19 protein-coding genes are annotated in these 20995 nt (G+C 72.3%); 10 read left to right on the top strand and 9 right to left on the bottom strand.

All coding sequences use genetic code 11. The features are described 5' to 3' along the window. The first annotated feature begins 9 nt into the window (after positions 1–9). Positions 10–408: a cupin domain-containing protein gene (locus HCK04_RS04610; RefSeq protein ID WP_142645623.1), complete on the top strand. Its 399-nt coding sequence runs from the start codon at positions 10–12 to the stop codon at positions 406–408. Here the strand turns inward: HCK04_RS04610 and HCK04_RS04605 are convergent, their stop codons facing one another. Together HCK04_RS04605 and HCK04_RS04600 are read right to left on the bottom strand one after the other, a co-directional pair. Further along, positions 409–951 (bottom strand): dephospho-CoA kinase, encoded by a 543-nt coding sequence (locus tag HCK04_RS04605; RefSeq protein ID WP_142645622.1) that lies wholly within the window; start codon positions 949–951, stop codon positions 409–411. 329 nt (positions 952–1280) lie between these two features. Continuing rightward, complete coding sequence (locus HCK04_RS04600; RefSeq protein WP_142645621.1) at positions 1281–1571, bottom strand: hypothetical protein; 291 nt, start codon at positions 1569–1571, stop codon at positions 1281–1283. Between the two features lie 153 nt (positions 1572–1724). Here HCK04_RS04600 and ppgK point away from each other — a divergent pair, with 153 nt between their 5' ends. The 3 genes from ppgK (at position 1725) to hrpA (ending at position 7310) form a co-directional block, all read left to right on the top strand. Then, complete coding sequence (gene ppgK, locus HCK04_RS04595) at positions 1725–2483, top strand: polyphosphate--glucose phosphotransferase (RefSeq protein WP_142645620.1); 759 nt, start codon at positions 1725–1727, stop codon at positions 2481–2483. A gap of 201 nt (positions 2484–2684) precedes the next feature. Then, entirely contained in the window at positions 2685–3188 is a 504-nt protein-coding gene (locus HCK04_RS43375; RefSeq protein WP_142645619.1) for a winged helix-turn-helix domain-containing protein, read from the top strand. Between the two features lie 72 nt (positions 3189–3260). After that, positions 3261–7310, top strand: coding sequence for an ATP-dependent RNA helicase HrpA (hrpA, locus tag HCK04_RS04585; RefSeq protein ID WP_142645618.1), 4050 nt, complete (start codon positions 3261–3263; stop codon positions 7308–7310). A gap of 178 nt (positions 7311–7488) precedes the next feature. Here the strand turns inward: hrpA and HCK04_RS04580 are convergent, their stop codons facing one another. After that, on the bottom strand, positions 7489–9018 hold the full coding sequence (locus HCK04_RS04580; protein WP_142645617.1) for a gamma-glutamyltransferase: 1530 nt from the start codon (positions 9016–9018) through the stop codon (positions 7489–7491). Between the two features lie 64 nt (positions 9019–9082). Between HCK04_RS04580 and HCK04_RS04575 the strand changes: the two genes are divergently transcribed. Then, a complete protein-coding gene (locus tag HCK04_RS04575; protein ID WP_142645616.1) occupies positions 9083–9736 on the top strand; it encodes an HAD family hydrolase in 654 nt (217 codons plus the stop codon). Positions 9737–10054: 318 nt separating this feature from the next. Here the strand turns inward: HCK04_RS04575 and HCK04_RS04570 are convergent, their stop codons facing one another. Further along, positions 10055–10627: a hemerythrin domain-containing protein gene (locus HCK04_RS04570; protein WP_142645615.1), complete on the bottom strand. Its 573-nt coding sequence runs from the start codon at positions 10625–10627 to the stop codon at positions 10055–10057. Between the two features lie 131 nt (positions 10628–10758). Between HCK04_RS04570 and HCK04_RS04565 the strand changes: the two genes are divergently transcribed. Next, a complete protein-coding gene (locus HCK04_RS04565; RefSeq protein ID WP_142645614.1) occupies positions 10759–11820 on the top strand; it encodes a LacI family DNA-binding transcriptional regulator in 1062 nt (353 codons plus the stop codon). On the opposite strand, the gene HCK04_RS04560 is transcribed toward HCK04_RS04565, so the two are convergent. Both HCK04_RS04560 and HCK04_RS04555 read right to left on the bottom strand, forming a co-directional pair. Continuing rightward, complete coding sequence (locus tag HCK04_RS04560; protein WP_205829859.1) at positions 11804–13321, bottom strand: serine/threonine-protein kinase; 1518 nt, start codon at positions 13319–13321, stop codon at positions 11804–11806. The genes HCK04_RS04565 and HCK04_RS04560 overlap by 17 nt on opposite strands. A 35-nt stretch (positions 13322–13356) precedes the next feature. Further along, positions 13357–14670 carry an SGNH/GDSL hydrolase family protein gene (locus tag HCK04_RS04555; protein ID WP_142645612.1) on the bottom strand — a complete coding sequence of 438 codons (1314 nt, stop codon included), beginning with the start codon at positions 14668–14670 and terminating at the stop codon, positions 13357–13359. 277 nt (positions 14671–14947) lie between these two features. Between HCK04_RS04555 and HCK04_RS04550 the strand changes: the two genes are divergently transcribed. Continuing rightward, positions 14948–15745 (top strand): tyrosine-protein phosphatase, encoded by a 798-nt coding sequence (locus tag HCK04_RS04550; RefSeq protein WP_142645611.1) that lies wholly within the window; start codon positions 14948–14950, stop codon positions 15743–15745. A gap of 18 nt (positions 15746–15763) precedes the next feature. Here HCK04_RS04550 and HCK04_RS04545 read toward each other — a convergent pair whose 3' ends face one another. Further along, the gene (locus HCK04_RS04545) at positions 15764–16549 is read right to left on the bottom strand and encodes an SDR family oxidoreductase (RefSeq protein ID WP_142645610.1); all 786 of its coding nucleotides are present in this window, start codon (positions 16547–16549) and stop codon (positions 15764–15766) included. Positions 16550–16650: 101 nt separating this feature from the next. Here HCK04_RS04545 and HCK04_RS04540 point away from each other — a divergent pair, with 101 nt between their 5' ends. Further along, positions 16651–17280, top strand: coding sequence for a TetR family transcriptional regulator (locus tag HCK04_RS04540; RefSeq protein ID WP_142645609.1), 630 nt, complete (start codon positions 16651–16653; stop codon positions 17278–17280). 81 nt (positions 17281–17361) lie between these two features. Here the strand turns inward: HCK04_RS04540 and HCK04_RS04535 are convergent, their stop codons facing one another. Together HCK04_RS04535 and HCK04_RS04530 are read right to left on the bottom strand one after the other, a co-directional pair. Beyond that, positions 17362–18468 carry a Gfo/Idh/MocA family oxidoreductase gene (locus tag HCK04_RS04535; protein ID WP_142645608.1) on the bottom strand — a complete coding sequence of 369 codons (1107 nt, stop codon included), beginning with the start codon at positions 18466–18468 and terminating at the stop codon, positions 17362–17364. A gap of 47 nt (positions 18469–18515) precedes the next feature. Beyond that, positions 18516–19421 carry a PAC2 family protein gene (locus HCK04_RS04530; RefSeq protein ID WP_142645607.1) on the bottom strand — a complete coding sequence of 302 codons (906 nt, stop codon included), beginning with the start codon at positions 19419–19421 and terminating at the stop codon, positions 18516–18518. 93 nt (positions 19422–19514) lie between these two features. Between HCK04_RS04530 and HCK04_RS04525 the strand changes: the two genes are divergently transcribed. Both HCK04_RS04525 and HCK04_RS04520 read left to right on the top strand, forming a co-directional pair. After that, the gene (locus HCK04_RS04525) at positions 19515–19916 is read left to right on the top strand and encodes an ankyrin repeat domain-containing protein (protein ID WP_142645606.1); all 402 of its coding nucleotides are present in this window, start codon (positions 19515–19517) and stop codon (positions 19914–19916) included. Between the two features lie 168 nt (positions 19917–20084). Further along, on the top strand, positions 20085–20978 hold the full coding sequence (locus tag HCK04_RS04520; RefSeq protein ID WP_142645605.1) for a 4-epi-cubebol synthase: 894 nt from the start codon (positions 20085–20087) through the stop codon (positions 20976–20978). The last annotated feature ends 17 nt before the right edge of the window (positions 20979–20995 follow it).

The raw sequence follows: 20995 nt of genomic DNA, 5'->3' as shown, positions 1-20995 counted from the left end.
GAGTGCGCGATGAGGTTCGTACGCGAAGGTGACATCAAGGCCGTCCGGCCGGGGCCGGAAAGGTTCACCGGCGGCGTGTGGGAGGCCCCGACGCTGGAGGAGGCGGAGCCGGACGGCCTGCGTGCCCAGCGATTCTCCTACGACCCGCAGGCCCGCTCGGGCTGGCACACCCACGACGGGGAGCAGGCGTTGTACGTGCTGTCGGGACGCGGGGTGGTGACGCGCTGGGGCGAGACGACCGGCACGCGCATCGGGCCGGGCGACTGGGTCCACGTGCAGCCGGGCGAGAAGCACTGGCACGGCGCCGTCGACGACGACACGCTGGTGCACATCGCCGTCACGGCGAGCGGCGCGACGCACTGGCACGGGCCGGTGACCGACGAGGAGTATCGCGCCGGTCTCGGCTGATCAGCCGGTGACGATGACGAGGCCGGCCCGGGAGCGCACGTCGTGGCGGGCGTAGTACCGCTCCTCCTGCTCGGCCCAGCGCCGCCAGTGGGGCGCGTACAGTTCACCGTCGCGGGCGAGCGCCCGCGCCCTGCGGATCTCCTCACCGGCCTCCAGCCACACCAGCCCGCTGAGGTACGGCTCCGCCTCGCGGGCGCCGCAGCCCACGCCTTCGATCACGACCGTGTCCGACTCGGGGAGCTCGTGCCATTCGGCGTACCGGCCCCGCGTCCAGTCGTAGCGCCGCCAGCGTGCCCGGCCCCCTCTGCCCAGGGGACGCAGCACCCACTCCAGCAGGGCGTCCACCCCGGCCTGCAGGCCGTCCCAGCCGTCGTACAGGTCGTCCATGCGGACGACCGGCGCGTCGAGCTCCGTGGCCACTGCGGCGGCCAGCGTCGACTTGCCCGCACCCGAGCGTCCCTCGACGGCCAGGACACGGGTGCCGGCCACGCGGGCGGGCCGCGTGCGCAGCCAGCGCGCGACGGCGGCGGGATCGGGGGTCACGCGCGCCGAGCCTAACGGAGCGTCGGCGTGCCGGATCCCGTCGCCTCCGCGTGCCGGCCGCCTGCTCGCAGGAGCGGTGGCGCGCGCGGCCGGACGCGCGGCTCATTCTCCGAGGCCGCTCAGAAGCCGCTCGGAAGTCGCTCGGAAGTCGCTCGGCTGCCGCTCCAAGGTCGTGGTCGGGATGCCCAGGGCCCGAGCGGGACGCCGGGACCGGCGCGCGGTGCCCGCCGCGGCCACGACACTTCCCGGCGACGCCGGGAGCACGCGAAGCGGCCCGGAGGGACCGGCCGGTCCCTCCGGGCCGCTCGCGGAAACCCTGACCCGGCCCGCTACACGCCGGCGCGGGTGGGGCGGCGGATGTCGCTGCTCTGCTCCTGCCACTCGGGGGTCTCCCGCCCCTTCTCCTCGGTCATCTCCTCGATGCGCAGGGCGATTCCGATCGCGAAGAAGGTCGGCGCCCACTCGCCGACGAACAGCGCCCAGCGGTCGGCGCGCTCGATGCCGGCCGCCTCGAATTTGTTCGAGATGATCCAGGAGGCGATCGACATGCCGATCGACCCCATAGCGGCGCCGTACATCACGCTGGAGCGCAGTCCCATTTTGTGGAGTGTGCTGATCATGCGTGTCCCCCTTGTGGTGTTTTGCCCCGATTCGGGGCGTACCCGGCCTGACCTTCCGTAACCCGGCCGGTCCCGCGAGGCCGTGCGATACTCGCGACCGCGCATGAGGCGGCGGCGGCCGGGTAGCCGTCCGGCCGTACCAGGAGGGGAGTCATGGAAGTTCTGGGCATCGACATCGGCGGTTCCGGGATCAAGGGCGCCACGGTGGACACGGCCGCCGGTGCGCTCACCCGGGAGCGCCTGCGCATCCCCACGCCGCGGCCCGCCGTGCCGGGGGCCGTCGCCCAGGCCGTACGCGAGATCGTGACGCACTTCGACTGGTCCGGCCCGATGGGCGTCACCTTCCCCGGAGTGGTCCTCGACGGGGTCGTCAGAACGGCGGCCAACGTGGACAGGTCGTGGATCGGCGTGAGTGGCTCTGACCTGTTCGGGAAGCAGGCGGTGGTGCTCAACGACGCGGACGCCGCCGGTGTCGCCGAGATGACCTTCGGCGCGGGGCGGGGCCGGCGCGGGGTCGTGCTCGTGCTGACCTTCGGCACCGGCATCGGCAGCGCGCTCTTCGTGGACGGCGTGCTGGTGCCCAACACCGAGTTCGGCCACATCGAGATCCGTGGCAAGGAGGCCGAGCACCGCGCCTCCGACCGGGTGCGCGAGGAGAAGGACCTGAGCTGGGAGAAGTGGGCCCGGCGCGTGGAGGAGTACCTGCGGCGCATGCGCGACCTGCTGTCGCCCACCCTGATCGTCATCGGTGGCGGCGTGAGCAAGAAGGCCGCCAAGTTCCTGCCGTACATCGACCTCGGGGACACCCCGGTGGTGCCCGCCGTGCTGCGCAACGAGGCCGGGATCATCGGCGCGGCGATGGCCGCGGCGGAGGCGGCGCGCACGCCCGTGGCATCCGCGGGGCATCCCTGAGCATCCCCCGACATTCCTTGAGTGATATAAGTCCCTTATTCCTACCTGGACAGCGGGTAATGTCACTGTCATGATGGCCTCATGAACTCCTCGGGGAGGTTGACCCAGCGCCGGCACATCGACCTGCTGCGCGTCTGCGCCGCCGCCTGTTGACGACCGCGGTCACCACCGTCCGGTACGCCACGAGGCAAGGAGAGGGACATGTCCCACCAGAACGTGATCGACTTTGTGGAACGAAGGCGCGAGCAGGGCCATGAGCCCCCTGATCTCGGGCAGGGGTCCGTGCTCGGCGTGCTGCCGGTGCCGGAGACCGGCGCCGCGCTGATGATCGTGGGCTACCTGGTGCCCGCCGGGGTCGCGGCGGAGGCGCCGGAGCAGCCGGCCGCCGTCCTGCAGAGGCGGGCGGCCGCGGCCGAGGAGGACCTGGTCCTCGACCGGGCCGCGCGGGTGGCCCGGGCGGGCGGCGAGGAGATCGAGCTGACCTTCCGGGAGTTCGAGCTGCTCGACTACCTCAGCTCGGCCCCCGGCCGGGTCTACAACCGCCGCCAGCTCATGGCTGCCGTCTGGGACCGGTACGACGACGAGGGCGGCCGTACGGTCGACGTGCACATCCTTCGGCTGCGCCGCAAGCTGGGCCGGCACGCGGGCCGTATCGTGACCGTCCGCAACGTGGGGTACAAGTACCAGCCGGCGCGCCGCCACTGACACCACCCCGGAAGGGCCGCCGGAAAACCGCTGGCAGATCGGCGGGGGGCGTTGCCTATCCTTGAGCATGGAATGAACACGCTCGCCGATCTCCAGGCCCGCCTCCCCGACCTGATGCTGCGCGACCAGCGCAGGCTGCGCCGCCGTCTCGACGGCATGCGCCGGGTCCGCGACCGCGCCGCCCGCCAGTCCGTCGTCCAGGAGATCGCGGGGGACGTGGAGGCCGCGGAACTCCGCGTGGCCGCGCGCCGCGCCGCCGTCCCCGCTATCAGCTATCCACCCGAGCTGCCGGTCAGCCGGCACAAGGACGACCTGCTCACCGCGATCAGGGACCACCAGGTCGTCATCGTCGCCGGCGAGACCGGCTCGGGGAAGACCACCCAGATCCCCAAGATCTGCCTGGAGCTCGGCCGGGGGGTCCACGGGGTCATCGGCCACACCCAGCCGCGCCGCATCGCCGCCCGCACGGTCGCCGAGCGCATCGCCGAGGAGCTGTCGATCGAGCTGGGGGAGGCGGTCGGCTACAAGGTCCGCTTCACCGACCACTCCAGCGACGGGACGCTGGTCAAGCTGATGACCGACGGCATCCTGCTCGCCGAGATGCAGACCGACCCGCTGCTGCTGCAGTACGACACGCTGATCATCGACGAGGCGCACGAACGCAGCCTCAACATCGACTTCATCCTCGGCTATCTCAAGCAGCTCCTCCCCAGACGGCCCGATCTGAAGGTCGTCATCACCTCCGCGACCATCGACCCCGAGCGGTTCGCCCGGCACTTCGCCCAGCCGGGCGGGGAGCCGGCGCCCGTGATCGAGGTGTCCGGGCGCACCTATCCCGTGGAGGTCCGCTACCGCCCGGTCGACGAGGACGACGACCAGACCCAGGCCATCGTCGACGCCGTCGACGAGCTGTGCGCCGAGGGGCCGGGCGACATCCTGGTCTTCCTCAGCGGCGAGCGGGAGATCCGCGACACCGCCGACGCGCTCAAGGGCCGTCCCGAGGAGGTCCTCCCGCTTTACGCGCGGCTGTCGGCCGCCGAGCAGCACCGGGTCTTCCAGCCCCACCGGGGCAGGCGGATCGTGCTGGCCACCAACGTCGCCGAGACCTCGCTGACCGTTCCCGGCATCAAATACGTGGTCGACCCGGGCACGGCGCGGATCTCCCGCTACAGCCACCGGCTGAAGGTCCAGCGGCTGCCGATCGAGCCGATCTCCCAGGCGTCGGCCAACCAGCGCAAGGGCCGCTGTGGCCGTACGTCGGACGGCGTGTGCATCCGGCTCTACTCCGAGGAGGACTTCCTCTCCCGGCCGGAGTTCACCGATCCCGAGATCCTCCGTACGAACCTGGCGAGCGTCATCCTGCAGATGACGTCGCTGGGCCTGGGGGACATCGCGGCGTTCCCGTTCGTGGAGCCGCCGGACAGCCGTCAGGTGAGGGACGGCGTCAACCTGCTGCTCGAACTCGGCGCCCTTGAGGACAAGGGCGCCGACAGGGGCGCGGGCCAGGAGACCGACAGGGGCGACGGCCGGGAGGCGGACAAGGGCACAGGCCGGGAGACGAGGAGGGACGCAGGCCGGGATTCCGGGAAGGGCGCGGCCCGCGATTCCGGGAAGCGGGAGGCGAGGAAGGGCCCGCAGCTCACGCCGCTCGGGCGCAAGCTGGCCCAGCTCCCGGTGGACCCCCGCCTCGCCCGGATGGTGCTGGAGGCCGACAAGAACGGCTGCGCCCGCGAGGTGATGATCATCGCGGCCGCGCTGTCGATCCAGGACCCGCGCGAGCGGCCGGCCGACAAGCAGCAGGCGGCCGACGAGAAGCACCGCCGCTTCGCCGACAAGGAATCGGACTTCCTGACCTATCTCAACCTCTGGAACTACCTGCGCGAAAAGCAGAAGGAGCTGTCGTCGAGCGCGTTCCGGCGGCTGTGCAAGGCCGAGTTCCTCAACTACCTGCGCGTACGCGAGTGGCAGGACATCGACAGCCAGCTCCGCCAGGTGGCCAGGACGCTGAACGTCGTGCCCAACAGCGTTCCCGCCGATCCCCAGCGGATCCACCAGTCGCTGCTGGCCGGCCTGCTGTCGCACATCGGGGTCAAGGACGTCGTCGAGAAGCGCAGGCAGGAGGGCCGCAGGCCGATCACGGAGTACATCGGTGCCCGCAACGCGCGCTTCGCGATTTTCCCCGGCTCGGCCCTGGCCAAGGCGCAGCCGCAGTGGGTGATGTCGGCCGAGCTGGTGGAGACCTCCCGGCTGTGGGCCCGGGTCAACGCCAAGATCGAGCCCGGCTGGATCGAGCCCCTCGCGCAGCACCTGGTCAAACGCACCTACAGCGAGCCGCACTGGGAGAAGGACCAGGCCGCCGTCGTCGCGCTGGAGAAGGTCACGCTGTACGGCGTGCCGATCGTGACCGAGCGGAAGGTCAACTACGGCCGCATCGACCCCGAGCTGAGCCGGGAGCTGTTCATCCGGCACGCGCTGGTCGACGGCGACTGGCGCACCCACCACAAGTTCTTCCACGAGAACCGCAAGCTGCTCGAAGAGGTCGAGCGGCTGGAGGAGAAGGCCCGCCGCCGCGACATCCTCGTGGACGACGAGACGCTGTTCGACTTCTACGACCAGCGGATCCCCGCCGACGTGGTCTCGGGCAGGCACTTCGACAGCTGGTGGAAGAAGGTGTCGCGGGAGACGCCCGACCTGCTGACGTTCTCGCCGGAGATGCTGGTCAACGACAGCGCCGGGGTCAGCGCCAGGGACTACCCCGACGCCTGGCGGCAGAACGGCCAGCGGATGCGGCTGACCTACCGCTTCGAGCCCGGCGCGGTGGAGACGGGCGAGGCCGACGGCGTGACCGTCCACATCCCGCTCGCGGTGCTCAACCAGGTCGACCCGACCGGCTTCGACTGGCAGATCCCCGGCCTGCGCGAGGACCTCGTCACCGCGCTCATCCGGTCGCTGCCGAAGAACCTGCGCCGCAACTTCGTGCCCGCCCCCAACTACGCCAAGGCCGTGCTGGAACGCGTACGGCCCGGGGGCGAGCCGATCCTGGAGGCGCTGGAGCGCGAGCTGCGGGTGCTGACCGGGGTGGAGGTGCCGCGCGACGCGTGGGCCCTCGACCAGCTCCCCGCCCACCTGCGGATCACCTACCGGGTGATCGACGACCGCAAGCGCACGGTGGACGAGGACAAGGACCTGGAGGCGCTCAAGCGGCGGCTCGCGCCGAAGCTGCGCGCCACGCTGTCGAAGGCCGCCGACGACCTCGAACGCGACGGCCTGCACGGCTGGACGATCGGCACGCTGCCGCAGGTGTTCGAGCAGGGCAGGCTGCGGGCCTACCCGGCCCTGGTGGACGAGGGCACGAGCGTCGCGGTCCGGATGTTCGAGACCGTGCGCGAGCGCGACCGGGCCATGTGGGCGGGCACCAGGAGGCTGCTGCTGCTCAACGTGGTCAGCCCGGCCAAGTCCATCCTGCGCACCCTGACCACCGCGCAGAAGCTCGCGCTCAGCCGCAGCCCGCACGGCGGGGCCGCCGCCCTGTTCGACGACTGCACGGCGTGCGCCGCCGACAAGCTCATGGCCCAGGCGGGCGGGCCCGTCTGGGACGAGGCCGGGTTCGAGCGGCTGCGCGACCACGTGCGCGCCTCGCTGTTCGAGACGACCGAGGAGGTCGTCTCCCGGGTGGAGCGCGTGCTGGCGGTCTGGCACGCCGCGCAGAACCGGCTCGGCGCGCTGGGCGGCGGGGCGGCCGACCTCAAGGCCGACATCGCCGACCAGCTCGACGGGCTGGTGCACGACGGGTTCGTCACCGAGACGGGATACGACCGGCTGCCCGACGTGCACCGCTATCTGCGGGCGGTCGAGCGCCGGCTCGACAAGCTCCCCGACGACCCCCGCCGCGACCGCGAGTGGATGCACCGCGTGCACGACATCGAGGACGAGTATCGCGACCTGCTCGACCGGCTGAAGCCCGAGGAGCGGGACGCCGCGGCCGTACGGGACATCCGGTGGATGATCGAGGAGCTGCGGGTGAGCTTCTTCGCCCAGCAGCTCGGCACTCCCACGCCGATCTCGGAGAAGCGCATCCGCAAGGCCATGCAGCAGGTCGAGTCCGCCGCCCGGGTCGGCTGACCCGAGCGCCGGGCCCCCTGCCGCCGGAACTCGGCGGCAGAGGTGCTCAGCGGCAGGGGCCCCGGCGAAGCGACTGAGCGAGACGACTCAGCGACACCGCTCGCCGACACCGCTCGCCGACACCGCTCGCCGACACCGCTCGCCGACACGGTGCGGCGACACGGTGCGGCGATACCGCTCAGCGGCCGAGTGCGGCGCCGATCAGCGCGCGGGGGTCGGCCGCCCCGGCGAGCACGCCCGACGGGAGCCGGTCGATCATGTGGGCGTGGCCGAAGCCGGAGCCCCACTCCACCGGCTCGACCGTGTGCCCGCGCTCGCGCAGGCCGTCGGCCCACGGCGCGCCCTCCTCGACCTCCACGACGGGGGCGGACCGCCAGGTGTCGAAGCCGGTGCCGCTGCCGAGCGCCCAGCGGGGGGCGCCGATCGCCTCGCCGGGCGTCTGGTCGTGGGCGAGCAGCCGGGTGACGAGCTGCAGCAGGATCTGCGGCTGCGCGTCGCCGCCCATCGTGCCGATGACCGTGCGCAGCGCCCCGTCCGGCCGGGTGATCAGCGCCGGGCACAGCGTGTGGGGCGGCCGCCGGCCCGGGCCGTACTCCGCGGGGTGGCCGGGCGTGAGCGAGAAGCCGATGCCGCGGTTGTGCAGGTTGATCCCGGTGTTGGGCTCGAAGAGCAGGCTGCCGAAGCCCGAGGCGTTCGACTGGATGAGCGAGACGCCCATGCCGTCGCCGTCGACTACGCACAGGTACGTCGTGTCGCCCGGCCCGGCGGGAGCGTCGGGCACGGGGGAGCGCCGCTCGGTGTCGATCATCGCGCGGCGCGCGGCGGCCGTGCCGAGCGGCGCGACGGCGGCCTCGTGCAGGACGTCCAGGCGGTCGTGCCCGGCCGCCCTGGCCGCCTCCACCAGCAGATGGGCCCAGCGCGGGTCGGCCGGGTCGGCGGGCCGATCCAGTTCGGCGAGGATCTCCAGGGCAAGCAGGAGCAGGTAGCCCTGGGAGTTCGGCGGAACGGTCCAGACCCGGTGCCCGAACGCCTCGACGCTCAGCGGCTCCACCCAGTCGGCGTTCGGCCGGGCCAGGTCCTCCTCGGTGTATTCACCGCGGCCCAGCTCCAGCAGGCCCTTGCCGAACTCGCCCTGGTAGAACGCCGCGCGGCCGCCCTCGGCGAGCGCGGTGAGCGCCCTGGCGACGCCGGGCCTGCGGATCACGTCCCCGGCGCGGCGGACGGCCGCGAAGTCCCGGGCTCCGGCCAGCGAGCCGATGAACTCCCCGCCCGGGGCGAGCAGCGGCGAGGCGGGGAAGCCCTCCGTCGCGAGGCGGATCGCGGGGGCCAGCAGGTCGCCGAGCGGCAGGCGGGCCCACCGCTCGCGCAGCGCCAGCCACCCGTCGGCGCAGCCGGGCACCGGCACCGAGCGGATGTCGTACAGGTGGGGCATCCGGTCGAGGCCCTCGGCGCGCAGCCGGTCGGGATCGGCGCCCGAGCCCGCCCGGCCCGAGGCGTTGAGCGCGCTCACGGCGCCGTCGTGGACGAGGGCGAACAGGTCGCCGCCGAGACCGCACATATGGGGGGCGGTGACCGCCAGTACGGCGTTGGCGGCGATGGCCGCATCCACCGCGTTCCCGCCCTTGTCCAGCATGGCGACCCCCGCCGCCGAGGCCAGATGATCGACTGTGCACACCATGCCGTTCAGGGCATACCGAGTCTCGCTCACGTTGGGCGATGTTACGGCACACCGTAGAGTTGCGGCCGTAACAGGACGAAAGGGAGAGGCGGTTATGGTCCGGGCGCTCGTGTTCGACGTGGGAGAGACGCTCATCGACGAGACCCGGATCTGGTCCCGGTGGGCCGACCGGCTGGGCGTGCCGCGCCTGACCTTCATGGGGGTCCTCGGCGGCATGGCCGCGCTCGACCGCAGCCACCGGGAGGCGTTCGAGCTGATCAGGCCGAGGATCGACCTCGACGCCGAGATCGAGGCGTGGCGGCGCGAGGACCCCGACGGGCTGCGCGAGAACTTCGACGCCGAGGACCTCTACCCGGACGTGCGGCACGCCCTGGCGGCCCTGCGGGAGGCCGGCTACGACCTGATCGTCGCGGGCAACCAGCCGCCCCAGGCGTACGACGCGCTGGTCGCGATGGACCTGCCGGTGGACGCGATCCACACCTCGGCGGGATGGGGGGTGGAGAAGCCCGACCCCGGGTTCTTCGCCAAGGTCGCGGCCGTCTGCGGGCATGAGCCGGGGGAGATCCTCTACGTCGGCGACCGTCTCGACAACGACGTCCTGCCGGCCGCGCGTGCCGGGATGCGTACGGCCCTGCTGCGCCGGGGACCCTGGGGCTACCTGCACTCCGAGCGCCCGGACGCCGCCCGGGCCGACCTCGTTGCCGACGGCCTCACCGATCTCGTCCGCCTGGTCCCCACCCTCACCTGACCTCCGAAGCTGCCAGGGTATTCGGGCATGGAGCGGTCCGGCCGATGCTGTCCCAAGGAGGGGGCGGCCGCCGCTGCGGATACTCCGAAAGATCTCCCGAACATGCTCTGTTGTATTACGATCACTTTCCGTGCCCGTTGATGTCGGCAGAAATCAGCTACGCGCGAGCTTCTCCCTCCAGAGAGGTGCCTGGCCTACACGCCGAGCGGTCTCGTCGTCAGCGCGGCCGGCCCCGACCCGAGGTGGGAACCCATGATCGCGGCGCTGTACGCCTGCCTGTGACGGCCGGCCGGGGAACCGGCGGCGCCGCGACCCGGTTCAGCTCTGCGCCTGCTTCTGCTGCTTGACGGCGGAGACCAGCTCGTCCTTGGTCATCCCCGACGCGGCGTCGACGCCCAGCTCCTTGGCCTGGTGCAGCAGCTCGTCCTTCGTCCGCGAGCGCGGCTTGATCGGCGCGGCGAGCACCTCGGCCTTCCGCTTGCTGAACGCCTTGCCGAGCCGCACCCGCTCCTCGAAGGGGACGGCCTTCTCCAGCACCGGGAGGATGTCGTGCTCCTCTTCCTCGACGTGGTGCGTCACCGCCTCGATCAGCTCGTGCAGCAGTGTCTCGAACTCGGGGCTCTCCGGGGCGGTCTCCAGGAGCCGGGAGATCATCTCCTCGGCCTCGTGGTGCTCCTCGGCTCCGTGGTGGACCTCCTCCTTCTCGTCGGGCCGCCGCCTGGCGAGCACGGGGTAGACCTCGTCCTCCTCGCCCTCGCTGTGGGCGATGAACTTCGCCGCCAGCTCCGCGAGGAGAGCCGGCCGGTTCTCCGGCATCTTCCGGAGCCGTTCGAACAGCGACTCCACGTCGCGGTGATCTTCCTTGATCAGGCTGATGACGTCGGTTGCCATGGGTTTCCTCCTGTGCGTGGACGCGCTCGCACTACCCGAGGTCACCGCGCTCACACCGGAGATGCCGAGATGAGCGTTTCGCAGCCGTTCGTACGCGGATGACGGCGGACCGTGTCCCGTAGACTCGGCTCATGATCGAGGGAGGCCGGTCGCGCAGGCTCCGAGGCCCTCGGCGCGGCGACCTCAGCGTCGCCGCGATCGCCGAGCTCGCCGGGGTCTCACCGCCGACGGTCTCGAAGGTGCTGCACGGCCGGACCGGCGTGGGGGAGAGCACCCGGCAGCGGGTGGAGGCGCTCCTGCGCGAGCACGGGTTCCGCAGGCAGGTGCCCGCCGGGTCGGCGTACGGCCTGGAGGTGGTGTGCAGCAACATGCTGGGCTCCATCGCCGTCGAGATCATGCGGGGCGTCGAGCAGGTCGCGGCCACCCGTCAGCTCTTCGTCGGCTTCACCGACGTACGTTCACGAGTCACGGCGGGCCTGCCCTGGGTGGAACCCCTGTTGCTGCGGCAGCCGGTGGGGGTGATCGCCGTCGTCTCCGGATTCACCACCGAGCACCGCGACCTGTTCGAGGCCGCGGGCGTCCCCCTCGTGGCGCTGGACCCCACCGGGGACGTGCATCCCACGCCGTCGGTGGGATCGACCGGCTGGAGCGGTGCGCTCGCGGCCACCCGGCACCTGCTCGACCTGGGGCACCGGCGGATCGGCGTGATCACCGGGCCGGCCGACTTCCTGGCCTCGCGGGCGCGCCTCGACGGCGTCCGCGCCGCCCTGGACACCGCGGGCGTCCCGTTCGACAAACGGCTCATGCGTGACGGGCCGTTCCTGTACGAGTACGGCCGGGACCTCGGGGCGGAGCTGCTGGCCCTGCCCGACCCTCCGACGGCCATCGTGTGCGGCAACGACCTGCAGGCGTTCGGCGTCTACGAGGCCGCCCGGCTCGCCGGTCTGCGCATCCCCGACGACCTCAGCGTCGTCGGGTTCGACGACATCGAGCACTGCGCCTGGGTGGCGCCGCCGTTGACGACGGTACGCCAGCCGTTCTTCGAGATCGGCGCCACCGCCGCGCGGATGGTGCTGGCGCTGGCCGACGGGGAACGGCCGTCCGAGACGCTCGTCGAGCTCGGCACCACCCTCGTGGTGCGCGACAGCACGGCCCCGCCCCGCCGGAACGCCAGGATCAGGAGTCCTTGGTGAGGGTCCCCTCGTAGGCGAACAGGCCGAGGTCGTCGGTGTGGCGATAGGCGAGGGCGTTCCCCCGCCGGGTGAGCACGACGTCGCCGGGGACGCACTTCGGGACGTCCTCCAGCCGGAACGTGAGCGCCGAGCCGGACGCCCCCGTCAGCCGCAGCGTGCCGTCGCAGGAGTTCGCCGGCTCCTTCCATCTGCCGGACGGCTCGCCGGCCTTCAGCTCGATCTCGATGTCGTACTCGCTCGTGAGGAGACCGGCGGTGGGTGCGATGTGCCCCCGCCACTTTCCCTCGAACGCCTGGGGGATGCCCGCGGGCGCGGATGCGGTCGCCGGGTCCGTCCCGCCGCCGTATCCGCCCGCGTCTGTCGTCGTGGCACCGGTCGGCGCCGGGCTCGCCGCCTCCGTGCTCTGGACGTACGAGGGCGCGGTCGGCAGGGGCGTGGGGGACGGCCCGCCGGACATCGCGGCCAGGCGCGGCACCAGCAGCGCGGCGGTGATCCCGAGAGCCACCACGGCGGCGCCGGCCCCGGCCAGGACCCGCAGGCGCGACCCGCCCCGGCCGCCCCCGGGCATGGTGTCCGCCGCTCCGCCTCCGGGGGCGGTATGCGCTCCGGCCGGGCTCGCCGACGGCGAGGTCGCCGAAGTCGGATCGTACGGCTGCGCGGGCCCGCCGGGAGAGACGTTCGCCGCCGCCCCCGTACGCCCCGGGACGGTCGGGGTGCCGACCAGTTCGAGCAGCAGGTCGCGGGCGGTGGGGCGGACGGCGGGATCCTTGGCGAGGCAGCGTTCGACCAGCGCCCGCAGGGGCGGGGGCACCGGCGTCAGATCGGGGAAGGTCGTCATGATCCGGTGCAGCACGGCGGCGACGTTCCCGGCGCCGAACGCCGCCCTGCCGGAGGCGGCGAAGACGATCGTCGCGCCCCACGCGAACACGTCGGAGGCGGGAGAGGCCGGATGCCCCGCGATCTGCTCGGGCGCCAGGTAGGCCGGGGTGCCCACCGGGCCCGCGGTCATCGTCTCGCTCTCGTCGTGGCGGGCGATGCCGAAGTCGACCACGCGGGGGCCGTCCGGCCCCAGCAGCACGTTGGCCGGCTTGAAGTCGCGGTGCACGATGCCCGCGCCGTGGATCGCCGCCAGCGCGGTCGCCGTCCCCACCGCGAGCCGTTCCAGCTCGCCCCCGCGCAGCGGGCCCGACGCCGCCACCCGCTGCTGCAGCGAGGGGCCATCGACGAACTCGCTCACGACGTACGGCTCGCGCCCGTCCACCATCGCCGTGATCACCCTGGCGGTGCAGAAGGGGGCGACGCTGCGCAGGACGTCGAGCTCGCGCGCCAGCCGTGCCCGGACGACGGGGTCGAGCCCGGTCTTGAGCACCTTGACCGCGACCGGGGCGCCGTCCGGGGCGTGTCCCAGATAGACGACGCCTTGGCCGCCCTCGCCGAGACGGCCGCTGATACGGAACCCGCCGAGCGTGCGCGGGTCGTCTGGCTCAAGGGGGGCGACCATGGTCACACGGTAGCGACCCCGTGGCCGTTCCGGGATCAGAGCATGCGGAGGTTCACCGCGTCGGCGAGCGCGAGCCGCCCGGCGTCACTGAGGTGCAGGTGGTCACCCGAGTCGTACGGGACGGCGAGCTGCTCGGGGAAGTCGGGGTCGCGTACGGCCCGGTCGAAGTCGAGCACGCCGTCGAACATCTTGCTCGTGCGGATCCACGTGTTCAGCCGCTGCCGGAGCTCCTCGCGCTCCGGGGTCCAGGTGCCGAAACCGTAGAACGGGGTGAGCGTCGCGACCAGCACCTTGACCTTGCGGGCGTGCGCCGCCTGGACCAGCCGCTTGTATCCGTAAACGAGCGGCTTGATCGAGGTGTACTCGCCCCGGGAGATGTCGTTGATCCCCTCGTAGATCACCACCGTGCGCACCCCGGGCTGGCTGAGCGCGTCGCGGTAGAACCGGCTGACCCCGCTCGGGCCGACGTTGGAGTGCAGCAGCCGGTTTCCGGCGATGCCGGCGTTGAGCACGCCCAGCCGCCGCGACTGCGACTGGCGGGCCAGCCGCTGCCGCAGATAGTCGGTCCAGCGGCGGTTGGCGTCGACGGCCTGGCCGGTGCCGTCGGTGATCGAGTCGCCGAACGCGACCACCGAGCCGATCGTGGTCGCGCCCGCCTCGACCGCGATCCGGTCGAGGAAGTACCACTGGGTGCTCGTGTAGGTGAAGCCCTCGCCGCTCTCCTCCGCCGCGAAGTCCCCCGGCTCGGACAGGTAGGTGGTGCTGTAGGCGCGTTCGTGCCCGGTCACGCCCCTGACCGTGCCGGGCAGGTGGAGGCTGACGACCAGGGCCGATCCGCCGGCGACCCGGCCCGGGATCGGATCGCTCCAGACGGCCTGGCCCGGCGGCACCTTGACCGAGGTGCGCTTGCGGAAGGTCACCGGCCGGTTGGTGCCCGCGATGATCTCGGCGCCGTACGCCTGGACGCCCACGTGGACGTCGGCGAACGTCACCGGCGCCGCCCCGAAGAGGTTGGACAGACGCAGGCGCATGCCGGTGCCGCCGACGCTGGCGCGCACGACCATGCGTATGGTCTGCCCGCCGAGGGCCGCGCTGATCCGGTCGGTCGCGGTGGTCCAGGCGCCGACCAGGCGGTGCTGCGCGCGCGAGTCGTCACCGGGCCTCGGCGCGGCCGTACGCCGCGGGGCGGCCGCCGCCGCGAGCCCCCGGACGGCGGAGGGCGTGGCGGTCGCGGTGCGCGCGGCCGTGAGGGACTCCGCGTGGACCGGCGCCATGGGAAGCGCCACGGTCACGCCGCTGACGGCGAGGGCGAGAGCGGCCATGGTCAACCGGTGCGCCGGCCGTGCCATCCGGGATCCTCCATCTGGGTGTCGCTGGGGGCGGTCCGTCGCGGCCACGCTTCCGATCGCTCCGCCGAGCCCGTTGATCGAAAAGCGTCCGCGAGGCCATACATTACGGCTGTTTGGCGATGACCGGGTGAGAAGTTGACCGTCAGGGGTAAGAGTCGGCAGCTCGTCCGCCTTGGAAGGGACTTTTAGGTCATTATCGGGATCGATGCGACGGATGGTGCAGATATTCACTCTGCACTCATTCTTCCGTCATAGCGGGCCGGTTAGGCTCGGCTCGATGAATGCATACGAGCGTTGGATCGTTCTGGAAGGCGCGGCGAACGTACGGGACCTCGGCGGCCTGCCCACGGTGGACGGCGGGACCACGGCGCCCGGCCGGATCCTGCGGGCCGACAACCTGCAGGGCCTGACCGACAATGACGTGGCGTTGCTCGTGGGCGACCTCAAGCTGCGGCACGTGGTCGACCTGCGGTCGCACACCGAGGTACGCCTGGAGGGGCCCGGTCCGCTGACCCGCCTGCCGGAGGTCGGCATCCACCACCACAGCCTGTTCGCGGAGGGCGGGCACCTCACCGACGTCGAGGCCGACACGGTCGACGAGCGGGCACTGCCGTGGCAGGGCGAGCGGGCCGAGGAGGACCTGGCCGAGCTCCGCGTGACCGGCTACTACTACGGATATCTGCGGGACCGGCCCGACTCGGTGGTGGCCGCCCTGCGGGTGCTCGCCCGTGACGACGGCATGGCCGTGGTCCACTGCGCGGCGGGCAAGGACCGCACCGGAGTGGTCTGCGCCCTGGCGCTCGCCGTCGCGGGCGCCACCCGGGAGGCGATCATCGAGGACTACGTCGCCACCGGCGAACGGCTGGAGGGCATCCTCGCCCGGCTGCGCGCCAGCCGCACCTACCGCGAGGACCTCGACTCGAAGCCGGCCGACAGCCACCTGCCGCGGCCCGAATACATGGGGCAGTTCCTGGCGACGCTGGACGACCGGTTCGGCGGCCCTCTCGCCTGGCTGCGCGCCCACGGCTGGACCGACGCCGACACCGAGGCCCTGCGCGGCCGGCTGCGCGACTGACGGCCGGCGCGGGCGGGTTCAGACGAGGGTCTCGCCGCCGTCCACGGTGATGACCTGGCCGGTGACGTGGTTGTTGGCCATGAGGAAGACGGCCGTGGCGGCGGCCTCCTCGGCGGTGCCGAAGCGGCCGAGGGGGACGGACGTCCCGGCGGCGGCGACCGCGTCGTCGGAGTCCAGCCCCGGCAGCGAACGCAGGAGCGGGGTGTCGATCCGGCCGTAGCGTACGGCGTTCACGCGCACCCGTGCGGGGGCGAGCTCCACGGCGAGTGCCCTGGTGAGGGTCTCCACGGCGCCGGCGGCCGACAGCGGGACGGTCATCCCGGGAGCGGGGCGGACCACGAGGATGCCCGAGCTGAACGTGAGCGAGCCGCCCGCGGGAAGCCGGGTCGCCGCCGCGCGGGCGACCGTGAAGGCCGTCTGAAGGGAGCCCGAGCCGAGGGTCGTGCGGATGTCGTCGGCCGAGAGGGCGGCCAGCGGGCCGGCGCCGCTGATGCCGCCCGCGGTGACGTACACGTGGTCGACCCGGCCCGCCCGGTCGAACGCCTCCGCGAGGGTCCGCTCGTCGCCGCCGTCACCGGTGACGCCCAGCACGGCGTCGTCCGGGCCCGAGCCTCGCACCCGGGAGGCGGCGGCCTCCAGCCGGTCGGGGTCGCGGCCGACCAGCACGACGCGGGCGCCGATCGACCGCAGCAGGACGGCCGCCGCCAGCCCGATGCCCGAGCTTCCGCCGACGAGGACGACGGTCGCGCCGGAGAGCGCGCCGGGCAGCGGCGACCGTACGGGGATGGGTGTCGCAGTGCTCATGGGAGAGCCTCTCGGTGAAATAAACCATCTGGTTGTTTTATTGCCGACCCCGATACTGCCGCTCGTACGGGGCGGAGTCAACCGGATGGTTTAATTCGTCCATGGCCTACGACGCGGAGGACACCAGACGGAGGATCTTCGACGCCGCCATCGCCGAGTTCGCCGAGCACGGGCTGGCCGGGGCCAGGGTGGACCGCATCGCGACGGCCGCCAAGGCCAACAAGCAGGCCATCTACCTCTATTACGGCAGCAAGGAGAAGCTGTTCGCCGCCGTCGTGCGGGCGAAGCTGGAGGAGGTCCGCGCCTCCGTCTCCGTCGACCCCGGCGCGGTGGCAGAGTCGGTCGGGCAGATGTTCGACTGGTATCGGGAGCACCCGGAGCTGATCAGGCTGCTGCTGTGGGAGGCGCTGGAGGTGCGCGACGAGCCCGGCGAGAGCGAGCGGGAGCGGCGCGACGCCTTCCGCGAGAAGGCCGGTCAGCTCGCCGACGCGGGCCCGGCCGGCCACCTTCCCGAGGATGCGCGGGTCCGCGCGGCCCAAGATCTGCTGTTCACCGTCATGGGCCTGATCTCGTGGAACTTCGCGGTGCCCCGGATGTGCCGCCTCGTCCTGGACGAGGAGACCGAGGAGGCCGCGTTCGCCCGGCGGCGCGAGACGGTGATCGAGGCCGTCCGCAGGCTCGCCACCGCCCCGCCCGTCCCGGACGCCGCGGCGGCGCGGCCCGCGGAGTGAGCGGGCGCCACTCCCTCCCCAGGCGACTTCGCCTTGCCGGCTGCTATTCCTCCCTGCCGGGTGCTCCTCCCCGGTCGGGTGCTATTCCTCCCGGCCGGGGAGGCCGACCACCTGGCCGCGGGTCGCCGACAGGACGGCGGCCTCCAGCACGGCGATCGCGTCCACGGCGTCGTCCGGCTCGACCGGCGGCGGCGCGCCGTCCCGCAGGCAGGCCACGACTCCCTCATAGAACCGCTGGTAGGCCCCGGGCTCGGTGGGCACCCGGCGGCAGTCGCCCTCGGCTCCGAGCGTGCCCCAGCGCTCCGGGGCCTCCGCGCCCCATCCGGCTCCCGTACCCTCACCCGGGCCGCCGCCTGGGCCGAAGCCGGCGGCGTCCGGCCGCTCGCCCGCCCGCAGGCGTTCCTCCTGGGGGTCCAGGCCCCACTTCACGTAGGACGCGCGGGAGCCGAGCACGCGGAACCTCGGGCCGAGGTCGGCGGCCACCGCGCTCATCCACAGGTGCGACCGGGTCCCGTTCCGGTGGGTCAGCGCCACGAACGCGTCGTCGTCGTTGCGCACCCCGTCCCGCCTGACGTCGGTCTCCGCGTACACGTGGGAGACCGGGCCGAACAACCGCAGCGCCTGGTCCACCAGATGGCTGCCGAGGTCGTAGAGGGTGCCGCCGACATCCTCCGGCCCGCCCGACTCGCGCCAGCCGCCCTTGGGCACCGGCCGCCACCGCTCGAACCGCGACTCGAACCGGTGGACCTCGCCCAGCTCGGGCAGCACGCGGCGCAGCGTCAGGAAGTCGCCGTCCCAGCGCCTGTTCTGGAAGACCGTCAGCATCAGCCCGCGGTCGCGCGCGAGCCGTACGAGGTCGCGGGCCTCCGCGGCGGCGCCGGCCAGCGGCTTGTCCACGACCACGGGAAGCCCGGCCTTGATCGCCTCGGTCGCCAGGGGCACGTGGGTGCGGTTCGGCGACGCGATCACCACGAGATCGCAGTGGTCCCACAGGTCGTCCGCGGCGGGGACGACGGCCGCGCCGGGATGGCCGGCACGGACCCGCTCGGCCCTGGAGGGGTCGCGGGTGACGACGGCGGCGAGGCGCAGCCCCGGCGTGGCGGCGATCAGCGGCGCGTGGAAGAAGGATCCGGCCGGACCGAAACCGACCAGTCCGACGCGGATTTCGGGGAAATCTGAGGGCGGCATGAGGCGCGGGAGTCCTTCGAACGGTTCAAGCGCGGCGGAGGGGCGGCTCAGGCGTCGCCCTCGTCCCGTTCGGCGAGGAACGCCTCGAACTGGGCGGCGAGCTCGTCGCCCGTGGGCATCTTCACCTCCTCGGCCAGCAGGCTCTCCCGTTCGGTGCCCGACTGGAACGCGTCGTACTGCTGCTCCAGGCCGCGGATGGCCCCGGCGAGCTCCTCGGACGCCGCGATCTGCTCCTCGATCTCGACGTTGGTCTTGTCGGCCGCGTCCCTGAGCGTGTCCATGGGGAAGACCAGCCCGGTGCCGCGGGTGACGGCCTCCAGCGCCGCCACGGCGGCCTGCGGATACTCCGCCTGGGCGAGGTAGTGGGGCACGTGGACGGCGTAGCCGAGCGCGTCGTGGCCCTTCGTCCCGAGGCGGAACTCGATGAGCGCGGCGAGGCTCCCCGGCACGCGGACCTTGCCGAAGGGGCTGGTCTGCCCGTTCACGAGGTCGGGGCGGGTGGCGTGGGCCGTCAGGCCGAGCGGCCGGGTGTGCGGGACGCCCATCGGGATGCCGTGGACGGTCACCAGCTTGCCGATGTCGAGCCGGGTCACCAGCATGCCGACGGCCTCGGTGAACAGCTCCCACTCCCGGTCGGGCTCCGGCCCGCTCAGGATGAGGAACGGCGTGCCCGTGACGTCCTTGGTCAGGTAGACGACCAGCTCAGGGGTGTCGTAGTCGCTCCAGTGATCGGTGTCGAAGGTCATCGCCGGGCGGCGGGACCGATAGTCGATCAGCCGGTCCACGTCGAAGGTCGCGATGACCCGGTGCTCCAGTTCGGCGAGGAGGTGCCCCAGGGCGAGCCGTCCGGCGGCGCCGGCGTCGACGAACCCCTCGAAGTGGTAGAGCAGCACCGGATCGGTCAGCTCGGGCAGGTCCCCGTCGAGCCGATAGAGATCCGTGGGGTCGGACACGTGTCCCAGCCTTTCTCACGAAGTCTTTACCTACTGAACCTACGGGACCCCCGGTCGATTCCGGAGGGGTAGCGGCGACCTTACCGTTGGACCATGGGGAACAAGGAGCCGGACCCTGAGATGGAGGAGTTCGCCACCAGGCTCTTCGACCTCGCGAGGTCGGGGCGGACCGAGGCGCTGTGCGCGTACGTCGACGCGGGCGTGCCCGTCGACCTGCGCAACCAGAAGGGCGACACGCTGCTCATGCTGGCGGCCTACCACGGCCACGCCGCCACCGTACGCGCCCTGGTCGAGCGGGGCGCGGACCCCGACCTCGCCAACGACCGCGGGCAGACCCCGCTCGCCGGTGCGGTGTTCAAGAAGGAGCCCGAGGTCGTGCGGGCGCTGCTGGAGCTGGGAGCCGATCGCTACGCCGGGACGCCGTCGGCCGTCGACGCCGCCCGCATGTTCGGCGACGCGGAGATCGTCGCTCTCATCGAGGACTCGTCCGGCTGAATGGATCTGTCTGGTTAGATCTGTATGGCCGGTGTGTCCGTAATTATGGCAAGGCTGGCGCCGATCATCTGGTGGGACCATGCTTGTCGGATGGCTACTGCGAAAGCGGATTCCCTGAGAGGGAGCCCCCTCCGCCTTCCCTCGCTCACCTGCCCCTTCCCGAGTGCGGTGAACCCGCACGTCGACGAGGTGAACCGGGACACTCTGGCCTGGCTGGCCGCCTCCGGCATGATCGCCGACGACGACCAGTTCGAGCGTTTCCGGCTCGCTCGCTACGGATGGCTCGGCGCCCGGACCTACCCGTACGCCTCCCGGGAGCTGTGCCAGCTCGTCACCGACTGGTGCGTGTGGCTGTTCGCGTTCGACGACGCCTACTGTGAGTCGGACCGGCGGGCGGCCGAGATCGCCCGTGCCCTGCCCCAGCTCTACACCGTGGTCGAGGACAACGAGGGTGACGAACCCGTCGAGAACGTCTTCGCCCGCGCACTGCTCGACATCAAGACGCGGATCAGGAGGAACGGCACCCCCGACCAGCTCGACCGGTGGCGGGCGACGGTCAAGGACTACCTGTTCGCCCAGGTCTGGGAGGCCGCCAACCGGGAGGACGACGTCGTCCCGACGATCGACGACTACATCTTCATGCGCCGCAGGACCGGTGCGATGCTCACCGTCTTCGCGCTGATCGACGTGGCCGCGGAGGTCTGCCTCACCACCGACGAGTGGCGGCATCCGGTGGTGCACGAGATGACCGAGCACGCCAACGACGTGGTCGTCTGGGACAACGACCTCATCTCGTACGCCAAGGAGCGGGATGAGGCCAACATCCGCAACAACCTCGTCAGCGTGCTTGTCGGGCACACCGGGTGCACGGTCCAGGAGGCGATGGACCGGATCGGCGCGATGCGCGACGAGGCGGTCGCCGCGATGGCGGCGCTCGCCCCGGCCGCCGAGGCGCTCGGCTCGCCCGCCGTCAGCGCGTACGTGCGGGGCCTGCAGTATTGGATCAGCGGCAGCGTGGACTACTCGCTGACCAGCTCCCGGTATTTCGGCGCCTGGCAGTGATCACCGCCGATCGGCGG

Origin of the sequence: Microbispora sp. CL1-1 (assembly GCF_012034195.1) — a bacterium.
Lineage (GTDB): Bacteria > Actinomycetota > Actinomycetes > Streptosporangiales > Streptosporangiaceae > Microbispora.
The sequence above is the reverse complement of the archived record's forward strand: the minus strand, read 5'-3'. Positions and strand labels throughout refer to the sequence as shown.